Annotated in this window: 15 protein-coding genes; 1 reads left to right on the forward strand and 14 read right to left on the reverse strand. The window is 49.0% G+C overall.

Annotated features, from left to right (window positions below; genetic code table 11):
* Positions 1 to 90 precede the first annotated feature (90 nt).
* Positions 91 to 1,191 carry a redox-regulated ATPase YchF gene (gene ychF, locus NO352_RS20215; protein WP_005544868.1) on the reverse strand — a complete coding sequence of 367 codons (1,101 nt, stop codon included), beginning with the start codon at positions 1,189 to 1,191 and terminating at the stop codon, positions 91 to 93.
* 345 nt (positions 1,192 to 1,536) lie between these two features.
* Between ychF and NO352_RS20220 the strand changes: the two genes are divergently transcribed.
* Entirely contained in the window at positions 1,537 to 1,680 is a 144-nt protein-coding gene (locus tag NO352_RS20220) for a hypothetical protein (RefSeq protein WP_262866488.1), read from the forward strand.
* A gap of 122 nt (positions 1,681 to 1,802) precedes the next feature.
* Here NO352_RS20220 and NO352_RS20225 read toward each other — a convergent pair whose 3' ends face one another.
* The 13 genes from NO352_RS20225 to NO352_RS20285 all read right to left on the reverse strand — a co-directional run bounded on the left by NO352_RS20225 (position 1,803) and on the right by NO352_RS20285 (position 17,391).
* Complete coding sequence (locus NO352_RS20225) at positions 1,803 to 2,981, reverse strand: hypothetical protein (protein ID WP_289356637.1); 1,179 nt, start codon at positions 2,979 to 2,981, stop codon at positions 1,803 to 1,805.
* 352 nt (positions 2,982 to 3,333) lie between these two features.
* Positions 3,334 to 4,686: a sodium-dependent transporter gene (locus tag NO352_RS20230; RefSeq protein ID WP_005544875.1), complete on the reverse strand. Its 1,353-nt coding sequence runs from the start codon at positions 4,684 to 4,686 to the stop codon at positions 3,334 to 3,336.
* A gap of 249 nt (positions 4,687 to 4,935) precedes the next feature.
* Positions 4,936 to 5,751, reverse strand: coding sequence for a carbohydrate ABC transporter permease (locus NO352_RS20235; RefSeq protein ID WP_193372989.1), 816 nt, complete (start codon positions 5,749 to 5,751; stop codon positions 4,936 to 4,938).
* Positions 5,752 to 5,835: 84 nt separating this feature from the next.
* Complete coding sequence (locus NO352_RS20240) at positions 5,836 to 6,729, reverse strand: carbohydrate ABC transporter permease (protein WP_289356638.1); 894 nt, start codon at positions 6,727 to 6,729, stop codon at positions 5,836 to 5,838.
* Between the two features lie 125 nt (positions 6,730 to 6,854).
* On the reverse strand, positions 6,855 to 8,228 hold the full coding sequence (locus NO352_RS20245; RefSeq protein WP_289356639.1) for an ABC transporter substrate-binding protein: 1,374 nt from the start codon (positions 8,226 to 8,228) through the stop codon (positions 6,855 to 6,857).
* Positions 8,229 to 8,488: 260 nt separating this feature from the next.
* Complete coding sequence (locus NO352_RS20250; protein ID WP_005544886.1) at positions 8,489 to 9,316, reverse strand: energy-coupling factor transporter transmembrane component T family protein; 828 nt, start codon at positions 9,314 to 9,316, stop codon at positions 8,489 to 8,491.
* Positions 9,309 to 11,021, reverse strand: a complete 1,713-nt coding sequence (locus tag NO352_RS20255) for an ABC transporter ATP-binding protein (RefSeq protein WP_289356640.1) — start codon at positions 11,019 to 11,021, stop codon at positions 9,309 to 9,311. Before NO352_RS20255 ends, NO352_RS20250 begins: the two co-directional genes overlap by 8 nt.
* A 38-nt stretch (positions 11,022 to 11,059) precedes the next feature.
* Positions 11,060 to 11,623 (reverse strand): ECF-type riboflavin transporter substrate-binding protein, encoded by a 564-nt coding sequence (locus NO352_RS20260; RefSeq protein ID WP_005544889.1) that lies wholly within the window; start codon positions 11,621 to 11,623, stop codon positions 11,060 to 11,062.
* A 299-nt stretch (positions 11,624 to 11,922) separates the two neighbouring features.
* Positions 11,923 to 12,975: a type 2 isopentenyl-diphosphate Delta-isomerase gene (gene fni, locus NO352_RS20265; protein ID WP_289356641.1), complete on the reverse strand. Its 1,053-nt coding sequence runs from the start codon at positions 12,973 to 12,975 to the stop codon at positions 11,923 to 11,925.
* A gap of 120 nt (positions 12,976 to 13,095) precedes the next feature.
* Complete coding sequence (sdaAA, locus tag NO352_RS20270) at positions 13,096 to 13,974, reverse strand: L-serine ammonia-lyase, iron-sulfur-dependent, subunit alpha (protein WP_005544892.1); 879 nt, start codon at positions 13,972 to 13,974, stop codon at positions 13,096 to 13,098.
* Between the two features lie 28 nt (positions 13,975 to 14,002).
* A complete protein-coding gene (gene sdaAB, locus NO352_RS20275; RefSeq protein ID WP_005544894.1) occupies positions 14,003 to 14,665 on the reverse strand; it encodes an L-serine ammonia-lyase, iron-sulfur-dependent subunit beta in 663 nt (220 codons plus the stop codon).
* A 415-nt stretch (positions 14,666 to 15,080) separates the two neighbouring features.
* Positions 15,081 to 16,016, reverse strand: coding sequence for an arginase (gene rocF, locus NO352_RS20280; RefSeq protein ID WP_289356642.1), 936 nt, complete (start codon positions 16,014 to 16,016; stop codon positions 15,081 to 15,083).
* A gap of 166 nt (positions 16,017 to 16,182) precedes the next feature.
* Positions 16,183 to 17,391 (reverse strand): ornithine--oxo-acid transaminase, encoded by a 1,209-nt coding sequence (locus NO352_RS20285; protein WP_268599079.1) that lies wholly within the window; start codon positions 17,389 to 17,391, stop codon positions 16,183 to 16,185.
* Positions 17,392 to 17,412: the final 21 nt, after the last annotated feature.

Below are 17,412 nucleotides of genomic sequence, written 5' to 3' on the forward strand. Positions count from 1 at the left end.
GGGATGATCGCGCTCATCGCGCAACCATTTTTATGCTTCGCCCTGCTTTGAGCTGGGCAAATGATCTTCACGTCCATTCGTGCAGGAATCCTACACGTTGAAACGGAAATGCATAACGTCTCCGTCTTGAACAACGTACTCCTTGCCTTCCAATCTTAGCTTGCCTTGCTCCTTCACCGCATTCATCGAGCCGCCAGCAACCAGATCATCATAGGATACAACTTCTGCACGGATAAATCCACGCTCGAAGTCGGAGTGAATAACACCTGCCGCTTGTGGCGCCTTCATGCCTTTGCGAATCGTCCATGCACGCACTTCCTGAACACCTGCTGTAAAGTAAGTGTACAGTCCAAGCAAGCGATACGCAGCCTTAATCAAGCGATTCAAGCCGGATTCATCCAACCCAAGCTCCTCAAGGAACATTTCCTTGTCTTCACCTTCAAGTTCAGCAATCTCAGCTTCTACCTTCGCGCTAATTGGCACTACCTCCGCATTTTCAGCTGCGGCAAAGTCGCGTACCTGCTGGACATACGGATTGCTGTCCGCATCCTTCACACCATCTTCGCTTACGTTGGCCGCGTACAAGACCGGCTTCATCGTGAGCAAGTGCATATCGCGAACGAGTACCTTCTCTTCATCACTCAGTTCCAAACTGCGAGCAGGCTTATCATCGTACAAAGCCTCTTTAAGGCGTTCCAATACTGCTGCCTCTGCCGCATATTTCTTGTCGCCGCTCTTCATGTTCTTCTTCGTACGGTCAAGACGCTTCTCAACCGATTCCAAATCAGCTAGAACTAGCTCTAAATTAATCGTTTGAATATCGCTAACTGGATCTACTTTCCCGTCAACGTGTGTAATATTCTCATCCTCAAAGCAGCGGACCACGTGTACGATCGCATCTACTTCACGAATGTGGGCCAAGAACTTGTTCCCAAGTCCTTCCCCCTTGCTCGCACCGCGAACCAATCCAGCAATATCAACGAATTCAAATGCCGTTGGAACTGTACGGTTCGGAACAACCAGCTCTGTCAACTTCACTAAACGCTCATCTGGAACCTCAACCACACCAACGTTAGGATCAATCGTACAGAACGGATAGTTCGCCGACTCTGCCCCCGCTTGCGTAATCGCATTGAACAACGTCGATTTGCCGACGTTAGGCAACCCAACAATACCAGCTTTTAATGCCATTTATAAGTACAACTCCCTTAGAACATATATTTGAATAACCATTGTTTCGAATATCACCTTCGTACTTACCCTTGATCTATCAATTGAACATACTGCACAACTTCACTCGCAATAAAAAAATGCAAAAATTCCTTAACCATTATAACCAACAACGCAAAAAAAACCTAGTCATCGACTAGATTTTTTCCGTATTGTCAACATTTGCTCACTTCAAGAGGCAGAATGGTTCCCTTTCTCCCCTTTCCTTCTCGGATAAGGAGACTATCCACCGAACATACTACTGTTGTAACCTTATCCAACATCCAACTGGAAGTAATGATTATAAGCAAAGTGAGGGACATTTACATGGAGAACAAGTCACATCGCGGCAATTATAAGGGAACAACAGCAATGAAAGCGAAAAATCAAGATATGGCCTTCGTCAACGATACAATTGAAGACGCCAAATCAGTGACACCTTTCTCAGAAAAAAAGAAAAAGACGGACTAGTTCCGTCTTGCCAGTTCAATGATCCCATTCCCTATTCAATAGATTAGGCGCCCAATTGCCTTGCAACCAATACGATGTTATACGGAAGCAAGCTAGCCCGGCAAGCATTCTTCTATGGTTGCTTATGTGACGAATCGATAAAGAGAACGAATCGTCATTCCCGCTCCATAACGTTCTGCGTTTGGCATTTCAACTTGATTTTGCAAGCATATTTTGATCACACGAGCAGCTGCAGGATGGATCGACATCGTTCCATCTTCCTGCTTCTGCATAATGGCTGTCCCCTGTTCTGATGTCTGGAACAATGAGTACAGCATTCCATCTGCAACCAGCATCGGGCTGTTCCAATTCCATTGCAGCCATTCCTCATCCCACTGCACAGTGGACTCGCCAATCTCCCACACCACCTGACGTGAGCGCCGCTGATGAGCCGATATCGTCTTCTCCAGCGCTTCCTTCCAAAAAGCAGCACGTTCATCCAGCGTAGCACCCGCACTCAATGAGAGACAAGCTGCTTGCGCACATACCGCCGCTATAGCCCCATCTGCCCAAGGGAATTGAATACGATCAAGTCGCGGCAGTGTACACCCGGAAATAAGTCTGCTCATCTCCAGATGTCCGATTGACTCAGGAGCTGTTACAGCAATGCATACGGCGCGAATTGCTTCATGAAGCTCATCGTCTTGATGCTGTCCAAACGCAATGGAGGGGTTGAATGGCTTACCGATACGACGCCGATAGTCTGCCAACGCGAGCAAACCATTAAGACGCACACGCGCTGTACTTCCGTGAAGAGCAGCTTCCTGGAGCGTATTTTCAACAGCTTCATCCGTCCATTGCAGCAAATGCAGGACATAAACCGCCTGGACTGCAGCCATCTCATCTTCTTTTACCAGAGACGTCCAATCTTCATACCGTTGGCGAAGCATCTGGATCCAGTGTTGCTTTACCTGATAGGCAATCTCTCTTGACTCGCAATCACCAGCATGACGATAGTGGTATGGCGTTACTCCAAACGGAAGATGGTTGTCCATTACCGAGCGCAGCACCTGCGCAATCCCATTCAATATGGATGCCTTCGCAACCGACTTATAACGAACCGTCAAAATATCCAGAAGCGGCTCAATCAACGCACAAACTTCCGCATGAACGCCATTCTCCAAGCACAGCTCCTCGAATAAGGCTTGAGCTGCCTCCGCCGACTGCTCCATCGATCCGTTCTCCATGACACAGAGCAATTCCGGCACATTGTCTTCTGAGCCGAATGCATATACCAATCCTGCCCCATTGGCCATGCCCATATTCTCTACGCCTCCATAAGCCGCCTGACATAGGGGCCCCGTGGTTTTAATTTCCATTATAGCACCAGATGTCAACTTTGGAACGGATTTATCGAAAAATGTCGAAAAATGAACACAGAAGCGACAAACGAACCTTACATACAAGTGTATGTAAGACAGCATATTCATAAGTGTTTCAAATCATCACTGATTGGTGAATGAATATATAGCATGACATTCTCCCCCATTAGATGAATAGGCATTAAAAGACAACGCCCCAGAAGGCACAGCGAGCCATCTGGGGCGTTGTTCGGCACATAAGCCTTCTTTTAAGTAACGAGCAAAATTCCCGCATTGATCAAAAGTAATACTGTTACACTAAGCCGATCGACGACAAGAAAATCAAAATAATGAGCACGGGAGCGATAATGCGCATTGTGAACATCCAAACACTTCTCCACGCAGGTGAAAGGCCCGTTTCCTCGCCTGATTGCTTCCATGCGTAGCCAACCAGCAGTGTCACGAACAAGCCCCCGAGCGGCAGCATCACATTAGAAGTGAGGAAATCGATCCACTGGAAGAAGTTGCGGCCTCCCAGCATCGCCTCTTCCCATACGCCTCCAGCTGACAGCGTACATGGAAGTCCAATGACATACATTGCAGCAATCACGTAGGTGGTTGCCTTGCCGCGTCCAAGATTGTATCGACGCATAATATAGGCAACTGGCACTTCGGTCAAAGCCAAGCACGATGTCACAGCCGCAATCGCAAGCAGCAAGAAGAATAAGCCGCCAAACAAGGAACCGTAAGGCATCGAGGCAAACGCTGCAGGCAAAGCAACGAATACAAGCCCTGGCCCTGAATCCGGCTCAATTCCAAATGTAAATATCGTAGGAAAAATAATTAATCCTGCAATCAGCGCGTACACCAGGTCGCCCGCCCCGACTGCGGCAGTGGCGAGCGGCAGCGATTGATGCTTGTCCACATAAGCGCCATATGTCAGCATGGCTCCCATGCCAAGCGACAAGGAGAAGAAAGCAAGTCCCAATGCCATCAGTGCCGAATGGAAGGTCAACTGTGAAAAGTCCGGTTTCAGGAAGTAAGAGATCCCTTCTGCAGCGCCATCCAGCGTTAACGTTCGCACCATCATAATTAATAGAATGATGAGCAGGCCCGGTATAACAATCTTGTTAAATTTCTCGATGCCTCCAGATATTCCACGAGCAATAACGAATCCACTCAAGGCCAGCACGACGATCTGCCAAATGATCGGCATGGTTCCTCCCGTAAAGCTCTTGAAGTGCTCTGCATAATCATTGCTTTGGAACAGCACTCCAGTTACCGACTCCATTGCATACTGAAGCGTCCATCCAGCAATGGTGCTGTAATACGTCATTATCAGGAATGCTGCCAATACGGCGATGAAGCCAAGCACTCCCCACCCTCTTTTTCCTGATAATGTGGTAAAGGCTGAAACGGCATCACCGCGTCCGCCACGTCCAACAGCTAACTCCCCCAAAAGAACGGGCAGGCCCACGATCAAGAGACAGGCGATGAATAGCAGGAAGAATGCCCCGCCGCCATTTTGCCCGGTAACGTAAGGGAACTTCCACATGTTGCCGAGTCCAACTGAGCTACCGATAGCAGCCAATATGAATCCTGCTGAGCTGAATTGCTCTGACTTATTTACCTTTTGAGGAACCTTCTGAGAATGTTTTTTTGACATCTAACGTATGCCACTCCTTCTTTCCTGCTGTATTTACTAGGGTGCCCCAAGGACTGAGATAAACTCCATTTTATTCAATAATGCGCTCCGAATCGAATGTAATATTTCTCAATTCTTCAATCTGCTAACATGAACAGAGATCCTCACCGTATGATTTGAACGAAAAAAGGCGCTCTCTGCACTGTATAAAAAGTGCAAAAGAACGCCTTTGAACATCGTATCAATTCACAGCTTAGATTAAAAAGTACCTTACTTAATTCCCGAGTGCATAAAGCTGCTAATAAATTTGCGCTGAAACAATAAAAATCCGATAATAAGCGGCCCTACGACAAGCAAAGTCGCTGCGCTTACCTCCGCCCATTGCGCACCCGTCTCGAACGATTGGGCGAACATCGCAAGTCCGACAGTAAGCGGTCGATTTTCTACAGAGTTCGTAACGATAAGCGGCCAAAGGAAGTTGTTCCACTGGTAGCTGACCGACACGACCGCGAATGAGATATATACAGGGGCTGACAAAGGTACGAAGATACGCCACAAAATACCCAAGCGAGAGCAGCCTTCCACCATCGCTGCTTCCTCCAGCTCAAGCGGCAGCTGCTTGAACGTCTGGCGCAGCAGGAATATTCCGAACGCAGAGGCGAAGTAAGGCAGCATAATGCCCAGCTTCGTATCCAGCAAGCCAAATTCTTTTAATACATGATAGTTAGAGAAGATAAGGACATCTGCTGGTACCATCAACTGTACCAAGAACAGCATAAACACGGCATCCTTCCCGAAAAAGCGAATCCGTGCGAATGCATAGGCAGCCAGCGTTAGGCTGAGAAGCTGTACAAGCAGCACACCGCCTGCAATGGTGAAGGTGTTCAAGTAATATTGGGCAAATGGAGCCCCTTCCCATACCTTGGCAAAGTTAGCAAGTGTCCAGTCCCATGACCAGAAAGAATTCATACCTGCATCCTTGGGACGGAAAGCCGTCCATAACATCCATATGAGCGGCACAAGCCATACGATGCTGACCACAAGCATAATCGCATGCCACAGCCATTGCTTCATTCGGCGCTTCATCTTTTCAATTTTCAAGGCTCGATCCGATATAGGCAGCCTACGGGCAGCGTGTGTTCCAACTGAATTTTCCATCAGGCGCCTCCTTTATTGATAATGGATCTTGCGATCCCAACCGAAAAATTGTAAGGATGACAGCACAAGCAGCAGGGCGATCATAATTACAGTCATGGTCGCGGCCATGCCCTGATCGTAGAAGCTGAATGCCGTGTCATAGATATGGTACAGAAGTAGGCTGCTAGCATTGTCCGGCCCGCCCTTTGTCATAATCCACAGATGATCCACAAGCTTGAACGCATTTGTTAAAGCAACGACTGCCACGAACAACGTGGTCGGCATCGTAAGCGGAATCGTAATCCGTGTGGTCACCTTCCACGTGCCAATACCGTCTACAGAAGCCGATTCATACAAATCCTTCGGAATATTCTGTAATCCAGCCAAGTAGAAAATCATGAAGTATCCGGCTTCCTTCCAGATCATCATCACAATCATTGCCCACATGACTGTATCAGGCTGACCGAGCACATTCATTTCCGTCGTCTGTCCGACCCACTTCGCAAGCTGCGCCAGCAGACCATATTGAGGTGTATATATAAACAGCCAAATGTTCGCTACCGCGATCATTGGAATCATATTCGGATAGAAGAATGCCACGCGGGAGAAGGAACGTCCCGCAATTGCCTTATCAGCGAAAAGAGCCATGATGAATGCGAGCGCCATGGAAGTAGGCACCGTGCCGATAGCGAACCAGATATTATTGCTGAATACTTTTTGGAATACGGGATCTTGAAACAATGCAGTAAAGTTATCAAGTCCCACAAAGATCGGCACCGGTGTAGCCAGGTCGGATTGATATAAGCTGAGCCAGGCTGTCTTCAGCATCGGATAATAGGTAAAGAGCATAAGGAACAACAGCGATGGGAGCAGTAGCCCCCAAGCCAATGCATTGCGTGATAGGCGTTCTTTCCATTTGGCGGTCATCCTCCTGACCTCCTTCTCAAATAAATTAACGTAAACTCATGATGCATAAATCTATAAATCGGCAGGACATAAGCCCTGCCGATACAGTACACTCGTAAGGCATACAATTGCAGCTTGCGCGTGTATTACTTATTGAACGGCTTCAATGCGCGATCTGCTTCTTCCTGTGCCTTCTTCAGAGCGGATGCTGGATCTGTCGTCCCCGTCAGCACCGCCTGAACCTGATCCGTCAACGCCTTGGATACTTTGCCGTTATTGTGCGTAGACAATTCCGCATAGGCATGCTCCAATTGATCGCGTGCAACAACTGCCTGCGGGAATTCGGCAGCGTACTTCTTCATGACATCCGTATCATAAGCCGACTTGCGAACCCCAACATAACCCGTATCGATGCTCCATTGCGCCGCTTGCTCCGGCTCTGTCATGAACTTAATGAATTCCCATGCCGCTGCTTGTTTCTTCGGATCGATGTCCTTAAAGATATATAAGTTCCCGCCGCCTGTTGGAGAACCGTATTGTTTGTTCATTGGCAGGAAAGCAACACCGAAGTCGAACTTGGCATTATTTTTTACATTTGTCAGGTTGCCTGTCGTATGAATCATCATAGCTGTCTTTTGCTCTAAGAAGTCTGTAGGAACCGTTGCCCATTCCACTATGCCCTCCGGCATAACCTTATGTTTCTTGGACAGGTCTTGCCAGTATTGAAGTGCTTCCACGTTCTGTGGTGTATCGAAGAAGACTTTTTTTCCGTCTTGGGACATGAGGTTTCCTTTTGAATCTGCCATGTTCTGCAAAGAGAACAGTTGGAACATCCAATAGGCGAAGCCGGAACCCGGTACCTCAATACCTTGGCGACCGTCTTTTTTCAGCTTTGTTGCATACTCTGTAAGCTCGGCCCATGTTTTCGGCGGCTGATCCGGGTTCAGACCGGCTTCCTTAAAAGCATCCTTGTTGTAATAAAGAACGATAGTACTGCGTTGGAAAGGGATGCTGTACGTCTTGCCTTCCACTTGTGAGTTCGCCAGGAATGCTGGATAAAAATCATCAAGAAAGCCCTTGCCTTCCTTCGCAATGAAATCATTAAGCGGAATAATTGCATTCGTATCCAGCATACTGAACAGTTCAGTAGACAGCATCACCGCTACGTCCGGCGGTTGCTTCGCTTGAATGCCTGCTTGAATTTTTGTTGTCGTATCAGCATAGCTTCCTGTATATACGGGTTTCACGGTAATGTTCGGGTGCTTCTCTGTGAACTTCTTCGTCATCTCCTCAACCACCTTGGTCAGTGGCCCGCCAACTGCGATTGGATAATAGAATGTTAATTCAACATTCTCATCCTTATTCGAAGATGCATGATCAGTCGGAGCTGTTGCCGTCCCCTCCTGCGCCGTTCCTTTTTGAGGCGTCCGTGTTTCTCCTGCTGTTCCAGACTGGCCGCAGCCGACCAGCAGCGTAAAGCACATAAACAGAAGCAGCATCCACTTCGCGCGCATTTGCATATTCCGTATTCTCCCCTTTTCCAATATCGTCCTTATTCAGATGGTATGTCTCACACCACCCTTTCATACCTTAACCTTGCTCTAGCAAGAGAGTGTTAATTCCATATAAAGATTTCGTTAATGATAGATTTCCAGCTGCCAGCAGCAATAAAAAAACACCCTCCCAGGTACTCAAGTAGATAGCACGCATCTTCATGCATGATATCTATCCTAAATACCCAAGAGGGTGTCTATTTCATTTTCATGTATTCATAGCTTATTTAAAATGGATACCAAAACGTCCCAAACCCCTGCATCCGCCATACAATAGCGGCTACAAGCACCAATACACTAACGAAGACTACAATATAATCCTCACGCTGCCACTCTGTAGCGGAGAACCATGTTCGCTTCGAATGCTTTCCGAAGCCACGCAAATCCATCGCATTTGATATCGTCTCAATACGTTGCAAGGAAGATAGGACAAGCGGTGTCGTAATCGATACAAAGTGCTTGAGCCGCTGTATGATTGTACCCTCACCTTTGCCAAATCCAAGTCCACGTGCCTGCATCGCATTCGATATATGACGGAATTCCGCCTGCAGATCTGGAATATAGCGGAACGCAATGCTGAACGCGTAGGCAATCTTATACGGAACACCAATCCGATTCAAACTGCTGGCCAATCGTGTCGGATGAGTCGTATAGATGAATAGTACGGTTATCGGCATAAGAGACATGTACTTCATGGATAACGTAAATACATAAATCAACGTTTCAAGCGTCAAAACATTATACCCCAAGTCCAGCAGCACGGTTGTCGTGCCTGTTACCTTGCTGCCATAAGCCGGTGTTATTACCAAGCTGAATAAGGAATTAAATATATTAAATAAGATCATGAGCCAGACAAGCAGCCGAATTCGCTTCCACGGCAGCTGCGCATTAATTAATAGGACAAGTCCAATTCCAAACAAGGGTACGAAAATACGCAAATCTTGAAATAAAAATACGATCACTGTCCACACAGCCAACACGAGCATCTTCGCTGCTCCGTCCATACGATGGAACAGCGTATCTCGTTCAATATAGAGCATGCCAGACTTACTCATGTCGCTTCACCTGCTTCTCATGATCGATGAATTTGCGTACGAGCACTTCTGGCTCGCCCACCCCGGTCATACGCGCAAGTGTGCTTAGAGAAGTTTCTTTCACATTGGCGCGCGCAATGGCCTCCATGTGGGTCAATACATGCGCCGTATCCCCAACAGCAATCAGTTCTCCATTGCATAGAACTGCTGCACGCTCCGTATACTCTAAAGCCAAATGCATGTCATGGGTAATGAACAGGAACGACATGCCGCTGTCTGCGAGCTCTGAAATAAAGCTCATGAATTCCGTATAATGCTTATAATCCTGACCTGCCGTTGGCTCGTCCAAGATCATCAGCTGCGGCTTCATCGCCAATATCGACGCAATAGTTACCCGCTTCTTTTGCCCATAGCTAAGCGCAGATATCGGCCATTCCCGATATCCATACAGGCCGCATATACGCAGCGTCTCCTCCACACGCTCCATAACCTCATTTTCCTTCATGCCGCGCATGCGGAGTCCGAAAGCCACTTCTTCACGGATCATCGGCTGTGTAATCATATGGTTTGGATTTTGCATCACATATCCGATATGCCCGCCTCGACGCCGTATCGACCACGATCGGATATCTTCCCCATTCAGCTTGATTGTGCCAGTCGTAGGCGCAGCTATCCCCGTTAACAAATGAGACAATGTCGATTTGCCCGCACCGTTGTTCCCGAGCAGCGCAACCCGCTCGCCAGCTCCAATCGTCAGCGAGACGCCCCGAATGACTTCTCGTTCTCCGTCGTAGGAGAAACGCACATTGTCCATTTCCAGCATGACAGGCCGCTCTCCACTGCGTGAAGCCTCACTGGCCGTACCTACCCAAGCGGACAGGCGCTCCTTCGCCTCTGTATTGGCGCTTATCGCCATAAGGGAAGAGGGCTTGTCCTCTGGCTTGCATTCATATCCGGCATATTTCAACGCAGAGACGTATAAGGGCTCCCTTAACCCATGCTCATTCATGATTGAGGAAGCTAGTATCTCATCAGGCGTTCCAATCTTCACAATACGCCCCTCTGACATCAAGATAATGCGATCAACATGCTGTTCCAGCACATCCTCGACCCGATGCTCGATGATGATGATTGTTTTATTCGTTTCCTGATGAATTTGCTCCATTAGCTCGATCGCTTGCTTGCCACTGGCCGGATCCAGATTCGCAAGCGGCTCATCGAACAGCAAAATATCCGCATCCATCGACAGGACGCCAGCTAGCGATACGCGCTGCTTTTGCCCACCTGACAGCTCATGCGGACTATGATCGATATAGGGTAGCATGTCCACAACATCTAGTGCTTTGGACACCTTGGGCTTCATATCAGAAGTTTTCATGCAATCATTTTCAAAGGCGAATGCTACGTCCTCCCCGACAGACAAGCCAATGAACTGGCCGTCTTGATCTTGCAGGATCGTCCCCACACTGCGGCTAATCTCAAAAATACTAAGCTCAGTAGGGCGCTTCCCCTTGAGTGTATAATCTCCGGTTATTGTCCCACTATACGTAAAAGGAATTAGCCCATTCATGCAATGGGCCAATGTCGATTTGCCGCAGCCGCTAGGGCCGGCAATTAGTATTTTTTCTCCCGGATAAATGTCCAGGTTCACATTACGCAATGTCGGCTCAGACAAGCTGCGGTATTGAAAGCTAAAATCTCGAAACGAGATAAGCGGTTCTTTCATTGAATCAATAGCTCCTGTCTTCAATCTTGGGCTTTGCATTATTTTTGCACTCGCAAATTCGAGTTGTGACGGTTCATTTGAAGCAACGCCAGCACAGCTAGCAATCCGAGCACCAAGTGAACGCCGATATTCGCCAGCGTAGAAGCCGTGAACTGCACCCACATTTTATCTGCCGGCTCTCCGAATAAATACACGTCCAATAGGCTGGACACGCCAAAGCCTACAGCCAATGCGAGTGACCCGATAATCGCCAAGGATGCGATGCTTCCCTTCGAGGAGCGCCCTTCCTTGATGTTGAACGATGAGTTCAAGTAGACAATCCCCATGCCGAAGCCCGAAATGGCAGATCCAAGCACCCATGTCCACCAGATTGTACCGCCGCCCCAAGTCAAATCAGTAATGATATGCCCAATGGCTCCACTCAAAAATCCAACAATCGGTCCAAACATGGCCCCGAAAATGGTCAGAATGGCAATAGCCGGGCGTAATCCCGTCTGCGGCACTACTGGAATTGTGACTGTGCTTAGCAAGCCGTACAGTGCTGCCCCGATGCCGATGGCGACTACCGTTTTGGTGTTAAAGTCGAAAATTGATTGCTTCATCCTTATGCAACCCTTCCTTCTCACTCAAATAGGTATCGACGCTCGCCCGTTCGAGAGGTGGCCTCATCACGATTTATTAAATCCGAACGTTAGATTGTGATTCCAATCATAATATAAAGTATTTTCCATAGTATGGATACAGGTTTTATTTTCCAAAACCGAGTTTTTCTAGCCTTTTCTATCGAAAACTAGAGATTTCAGGGAGAAACCATATCTTTTAACTATAAAAGCAATAGATATAACGATTTTATTCTGTTTATCCCGATTTATGCCGATCCGGTAGTGATTCAATGAGATGATTACGGCTTGCGAACCAAACGATCCGTCTGCCGCAATTCATCGATTGTTCGCGCCCCGATGCCGAACATCGTAATGCGCAGCTCAGCCTCTACTTGAGCAAGCACTTCGTCCACCGCTTCCTCGGAATCCGCTGCTGCAGCTAGCAACGACCGTCCGAAGCCCGCCAATTGAGCGCCAAGCGCAATCGATTTCGCCGCATCAACCCCCGTATGTAATCCACCGCTGGCGATAATCGGTTGATTCGGCAGCACCTTGTGCACCTGCTGCAGGCTGTCTGCTGTCGGAATCCCCCAATCCGCGAAGGCTTCTGCGGCGCGCTGCATGACCACATTGCGGGCTCGCTGCTTCTCAACCTGACTCCATGACGTTCCGCCTGCACCTGCAACGTCTATGAAGGCAACCCCGACATCTGCTAACTGCTTCGCTGTATCCGGCGCAATGCCCCAACCGACTTCTTTCACGCCGACTGGTACGTCCAACTCATGGCATAGCTGCTCGATACGGCGAAGCAGACCAGAGAAATTGACATCCCCCTCAGGCTGGAACACCTCTTGCATCGCATTCAAATGCAAAATAAGCCCGTCCGCCTCGACGAGCTCCACCGCACGGCGGCACTGCTCAACCCCCATACCCACATTAAGCTGAACGGCACCGATATTGGAGTATAACGGTATCGTCGGTGCGAGGTCGCGGATTCGGAACGTGCTCACGACCTCGGGATTCTCTACCGCCGCTCGTACAGAGCCAACCCCCATTGCCCAGCCCCGAGCTTCCGCAACTGCAGCTAGTCTGCGATTGATTGGCGCCGCATGGCTGCTTCCTCCCGTCATCGAGCTGATGAGCAGCGGCGTACGAACCTCCTTGCCAAGCCATTCCGTTCTGAGCTCGATCTCCCGAAAGTCAACTTCGGGCAGTGCCTGATGGATGAAACGATATCTCTCCAGCCCTGTCGTTATTCCTACTCCGCTCACTGGCTGTTCAAGGCATATTCGAATATGTTCTGTCTTGCGCTGCTCGGTCAACGATGCCGCATCTGGCTGACGTTCCCGCATGGGCGCACCTCCTTACCGAATCGTATGTGCGATCTATGGCCGTTGATACTCGTTCCATCTTTCAGTTTCTTTCCTGCCGCTAAGCGCGGCAGCAATACTGTGTCTATCATTTATGCTTGCTTATTTAGACTCTTCGCCAAAAATCTGTCGCTTCAACCGTTCTCCTGTAGGGGTAACAGCCAGTCCTCCGCGTGCTGTTTCCCTCATCGTGGACGGCATCGTCTGCCCAATGCGGAACATCGCTTCGATGACCTCATCGCAAGGGATTACACTTTCAACCCCCGCCAACGCCATATCTGCTGCAACCATCGCGATCGCAGCTCCCATAGCATTGCGCTTTACGCATGGCACTTCTACAAGCCCGGCTACTGGATCGCAGACAAGCCCGAGCATATTCTTCAGCGCGATTGCCATCGCATGCGCCGATTGGCTAGGAGTTCCTCCGGCCAGTTCGGCAATCGCCGCCGCAGCCATGCCAGCTGCAGAACCAACCTCAGCCTGACAGCCGCCTGCCGCACCGCTGATCGATGCATTGTTCGCGACAACGAGACCGAATGCCCCAGATGTGAACAAGTATTCTACCATCTGTTCACGAGAAGGATTGAGCTTATCCTTTAAGGCAAATAACGTCCCTGGAACAACCCCCGCTGAACCTGCAGTCGGTGTTGCACAAATAAGCCCCATCGCGGCATTAACTTCATTCGTTGCCACTGCTTTACTAACAGCATCCAGTAATGTATCTCCACAGAGAGACTTGCCGGATTGGATATACTGCTGCAGCTTCACTGCATCTCCTCCCGTAAGCCCGGAATGGGAACGAACACCAGCGAGACCACGCTCTACAGCCTGCTCCATCACATCCAAGTTGCGCATCATTTGCTCAATCACCTTTTCGCGCGAGCATTGGCGCACTTCCATTTCCTGCTCAATCATCACATCGGCGATTTTGCACTGCCGTTCTTCAGTTATTGCGATTAATTCCGCCACATTGCGAAACATAATTTACCCTCCTTCCTTACGATAAGCTTTAGTCTTCCATTCGAAGCACACGATTTACTCCAGGAAGTTCTCGAATCTGCTGCAGGATAGATTCTGCAATCGCCTCATCTGTCTCTATGACCATGAGCGCCATCTTGCCCTTCTCCTTGCGGCTTACTTCCATATGCCCGATATTGACCTGCTCCCCGCTCAAAATATTAGTGACACCTGCAATGACTCCATACCGATCATGGTTCATGACGAGAATCGCAGGACACTGGCCCGACAGCTTCAATTTGAAACCGTCCAGCTCCGTAATTTCTACCTTCCCACCGCCAATCGAGATGCCGACTACCTCCATCTCATCATGCTCATCAGACATCCGAATCTTAGCGGTATTCGGGTGCTCCGGCACGGCATCTTCTGGTGTAATGATGACTTCTATGCTTGCTTCTTCCGCATATTTCAACGAATCCGGCAGTCTTGCATCATTCGTATCATAATCGAGTACACCAGCAACAATCGCTACATCTGTTGCATGCCCCCGATAAGTTTCAGCGAATGAACCGTATAGGGAAATGTGAACCCGCTTCGGCGGTCTGCCGAAAATACTGCGGGCCAATCGTCCAATCTTCGCCGCTCCCGCTGTATGCGAGCTGGATGGCCCCACCATGATTGGACCAATAATGTCAAAAACACTGCGATATTTCATCGCGCTTCCCCCTTTGTCGACATCCCCTTCTCATTGTGCACACGCTTGGTCACGATATATCTGTACATACTCTCAGCGCATGAGCAGCAGGTTCGGAGACTTTTGGTAAGTTCTCTGATACTTCCCACCCGGCTGCTATGCGCTTCGATAACTGTCGTATCTATTCGTGTCAGGATTCGATTATACTTTTATATTGTACGCAATCGCAATCGCTTTCTCTACGGCTAAAGTCGTCCAACACGTTTTTGTGCAATCCCATCCTAGCAGGGCTTGAGCAGGATGACAACCCTGCAGCAATATTATTTTCCTGTAATATGATGTAAGCTACTATTCATTATTCATTCAAATCTTCTTACGATGATTGCATATAAGCAAAATGGAGCTTCAAAATGCTTTTGAATCCATTGAGCTGAAACTATAGGATACGATCCCCGAGCAATGTTCCGATCAGATCGAGTGCAAGTCTTGCCGTGCGGTTATCCGTATCCAGCGAAGGATTCACCTCCACGAACTCTGCAGATGTTACGATGCCGGATTCATGAAGCAACTCTAACGCAAGATGGGCTTCCCGATAGCTGACTCCGCCTCGCACAGGCGTACCTGTACCAGGCGCCTCAATCGGATCAAGACTGTCTACGTCAAAACTTAAATGAACACCGTCTGTGCCGTCGCTTGCTATTCGGATAGCCTCCTGCATCACATGAAGCATCCCATATCGATCGATATCGTGCATTGTGAAACAGGCGATCCCCTGCTCACGAATATAAGAACGCTCTCCAGGATCTAAATCGCGAGATCCTACTAGCACAACATTTTTCGGATCTAAATGATTGCCCGGCCATTTCCATTTGCCTTCGGTCAAGCTTCCACGGCCTAAAGCAACAGCTAATGACATTCCGTGCACATTTCCTGACGGACTTGTATCTTCCGTGTTCAAATCAGCGTGTGCGTCGAACCAGATCACGCCAAGCTTGTGATATTGCTGTGTAAGTCCCCCTAAAGTTCCAATCGCAATTGCATGATCCCCGCCCAACACAAGCGGAAAACGCCCTGATTCTACAACTGCCTGAACCTGCTCAGCAAGAGCGTCACTCATGGCAATGACCTCTGGCACATACTTCGCCTTCCCTGCAGTGACGGACAACGCTGGCGCCTCTGCTTTGGCAGCAGCTATACAGTTCACTTCCCGCTCCTCGTCTACTGCAAGTCCTAATTGATTAAGATGCCGAACAAGCCCAGACTGCATCAGGCATTCAGGGCCACGCTCCGCGCCTCGTCTTCCAGCTCCTAGACCAAATGGTACTTGAATAATAGATAATGGTACATTCATCTGTCTCTCTTGTGATGTCATACTGATCGCTCCCTTCGATATGACAATTCCGACAAATTCACCTGCTCCTCTATCTATGCTGCTGTATACCCTAGTCGATTGCCTTCAATTTTTAAATTTATAGGGGTGACTACATCTCTACATTACGCTTATATATCCGGCTTTCAAATACCTCATCTGTAAAATGTCACGTAGTTGTCGCTCTAACAGTCAACACGCTGCGGATTCGTTCAATCGCCCAATCCAACTGCTCCTCCGTAATAACTAACGGTGGAGCGAAACGAATTACTGTTCCGTGAGTTTCCTTACATAGCAGTCCTAGGCGCATGAGGGCTTCACAATACAAGCGAGCGTCCTCTGTCAGCTCCATCCCAATGAGCAAGCCACGGCCGCGGATCTCCTTCACGATTGAACTGGAGATACCAGTCAGCTTCTTCTGGAAGTAAGCTCCCATCCGATCAGCTCGCTCTGCCATTTCCTCCTCTTCAAGCACGGTAAGTGCAGCAGAAGCAACCGCGCAGGCAAGTGGATTGCCGCCGAAGGTGGAGCCGTGCGAACCGGGCTCGAACACAGATAAAATCGGTTCATCTGCCGCGACAGCCGATATCGGAAGCACTCCGCCGCCAAGCGCTTTGCCCATAATGTACATATCCGGCACTACCTGCTCCCAATCGCAAGCGAACCGTCTTCCCGTGCGGCCGAATCCGGTTTGAATCTCATCTGCAATGAACAGCACATTATGGCGAGTACAAATTTCACGGACTTTGCGCAAATAGCCCACGGGCGGCATGACAATTCCATTCTCCCCCTGAATCGGTTCCACAAGGAATGCAGCCGTATTGGCTGTTATGGCACCCTCCAACGCTTCGGCATCGCCGTATGGGATAATCGTGAAGCCTGGTGTGAATGGTCCGAAGTCGTCTTTGTATTCTTCACTAGAGGAGAACGAAGTGACTGTAATCGTTCGACCATGGAAGTTGCCTTCACATACGATAATATTCGCTTGATCATGCGGTACGCCCTTTTGTCTATACGCCCAGCGCCGAGCTGCCTTAAGAGCAGTTTCAACAGCCTCTGCCCCTGTGTTCATCGGCAGTATCTTGGACTTGCCCGTATATGCAGCAAGCTGCTCGCTTAATCGTGACAATGGCTCGCTGTGAAAGGCACGCGAGCAGAGCGTCAATTGATTGGCTTGATCCACAAGTGCTTCTATCAGCTTCGGGTGGCGATGTCCATGGTTCAAGGCCGAGTAAGCGCTTAACATATCCATATAGCGGCGCCCCTCCGGATCCTCAACCCATACTCCCTCCGCCTTCGAAATGACGACAGGAAGCGGATGATAGTTCCTCGCTCCGAATCGTTCCGCTGTCTGAATAATTTCCTCTGACCGTTTCATGTTCCGTCCTCCTCTGTCCTC

This window comes from Paenibacillus sp. S-12, assembly GCF_030363895.1.
GTDB lineage: Bacteria > Bacillota > Bacilli > Paenibacillales > Paenibacillaceae > Paenibacillus_B > Paenibacillus_B alvei.

Coding starts and splice junctions, on each gene's coding strand:
- sdaAA (WP_005544892.1), bottom strand. CDS start 13,974: ATGTTTCGCAATGTGGCGGAATTAATCGCAATAACTGAAGAACGGCAG.
- NO352_RS20220 (WP_262866488.1), top strand. CDS start 1,537: ATGGAGAACAAGTCACATCGCGGCAATTATAAGGGAACAACAGCAATG.
- ychF (WP_005544868.1), bottom strand. CDS start 1,191: ATGGCATTAAAAGCTGGTATTGTTGGGTTGCCTAACGTCGGCAAATCG.
- NO352_RS20235 (WP_193372989.1), bottom strand. CDS start 5,751: ATGAAGCGCCGAATGAAGCAATGGCTGTGGCATGCGATTATGCTTGTG.
- fni (WP_289356641.1), bottom strand. CDS start 12,975: ATGCGGGAACGTCAGCCAGATGCGGCATCGTTGACCGAGCAGCGCAAG.
- NO352_RS20230 (WP_005544875.1), bottom strand. CDS start 4,686: ATGTCAAAAAAACATTCTCAGAAGGTTCCTCAAAAGGTAAATAAGTCA.
- NO352_RS20225 (WP_289356637.1), bottom strand. CDS start 2,981: ATGGGCATGGCCAATGGGGCAGGATTGGTATATGCATTCGGCTCAGAA.
- NO352_RS20285 (WP_268599079.1), bottom strand. CDS start 17,391: ATGAAACGGTCAGAGGAAATTATTCAGACAGCGGAACGATTCGGAGCG.
- NO352_RS20240 (WP_289356638.1), bottom strand. CDS start 6,729: ATGACCGCCAAATGGAAAGAACGCCTATCACGCAATGCATTGGCTTGG.
- rocF (WP_289356642.1), bottom strand. CDS start 16,016: ATGACATCACAAGAGAGACAGATGAATGTACCATTATCTATTATTCAA.
- NO352_RS20255 (WP_289356640.1), bottom strand. CDS start 11,021: ATGAAAGAACCGCTTATCTCGTTTCGAGATTTTAGCTTTCAATACCGC.
- NO352_RS20260 (WP_005544889.1), bottom strand. CDS start 11,623: ATGAAGCAATCAATTTTCGACTTTAACACCAAAACGGTAGTCGCCATC.
- NO352_RS20250 (WP_005544886.1), bottom strand. CDS start 9,316: ATGAGTAAGTCTGGCATGCTCTATATTGAACGAGATACGCTGTTCCAT.
- NO352_RS20245 (WP_289356639.1), bottom strand. CDS start 8,228: ATGCAAATGCGCGCGAAGTGGATGCTGCTTCTGTTTATGTGCTTTACG.
- sdaAB (WP_005544894.1), bottom strand. CDS start 14,665: ATGAAATATCGCAGTGTTTTTGACATTATTGGTCCAATCATGGTGGGG.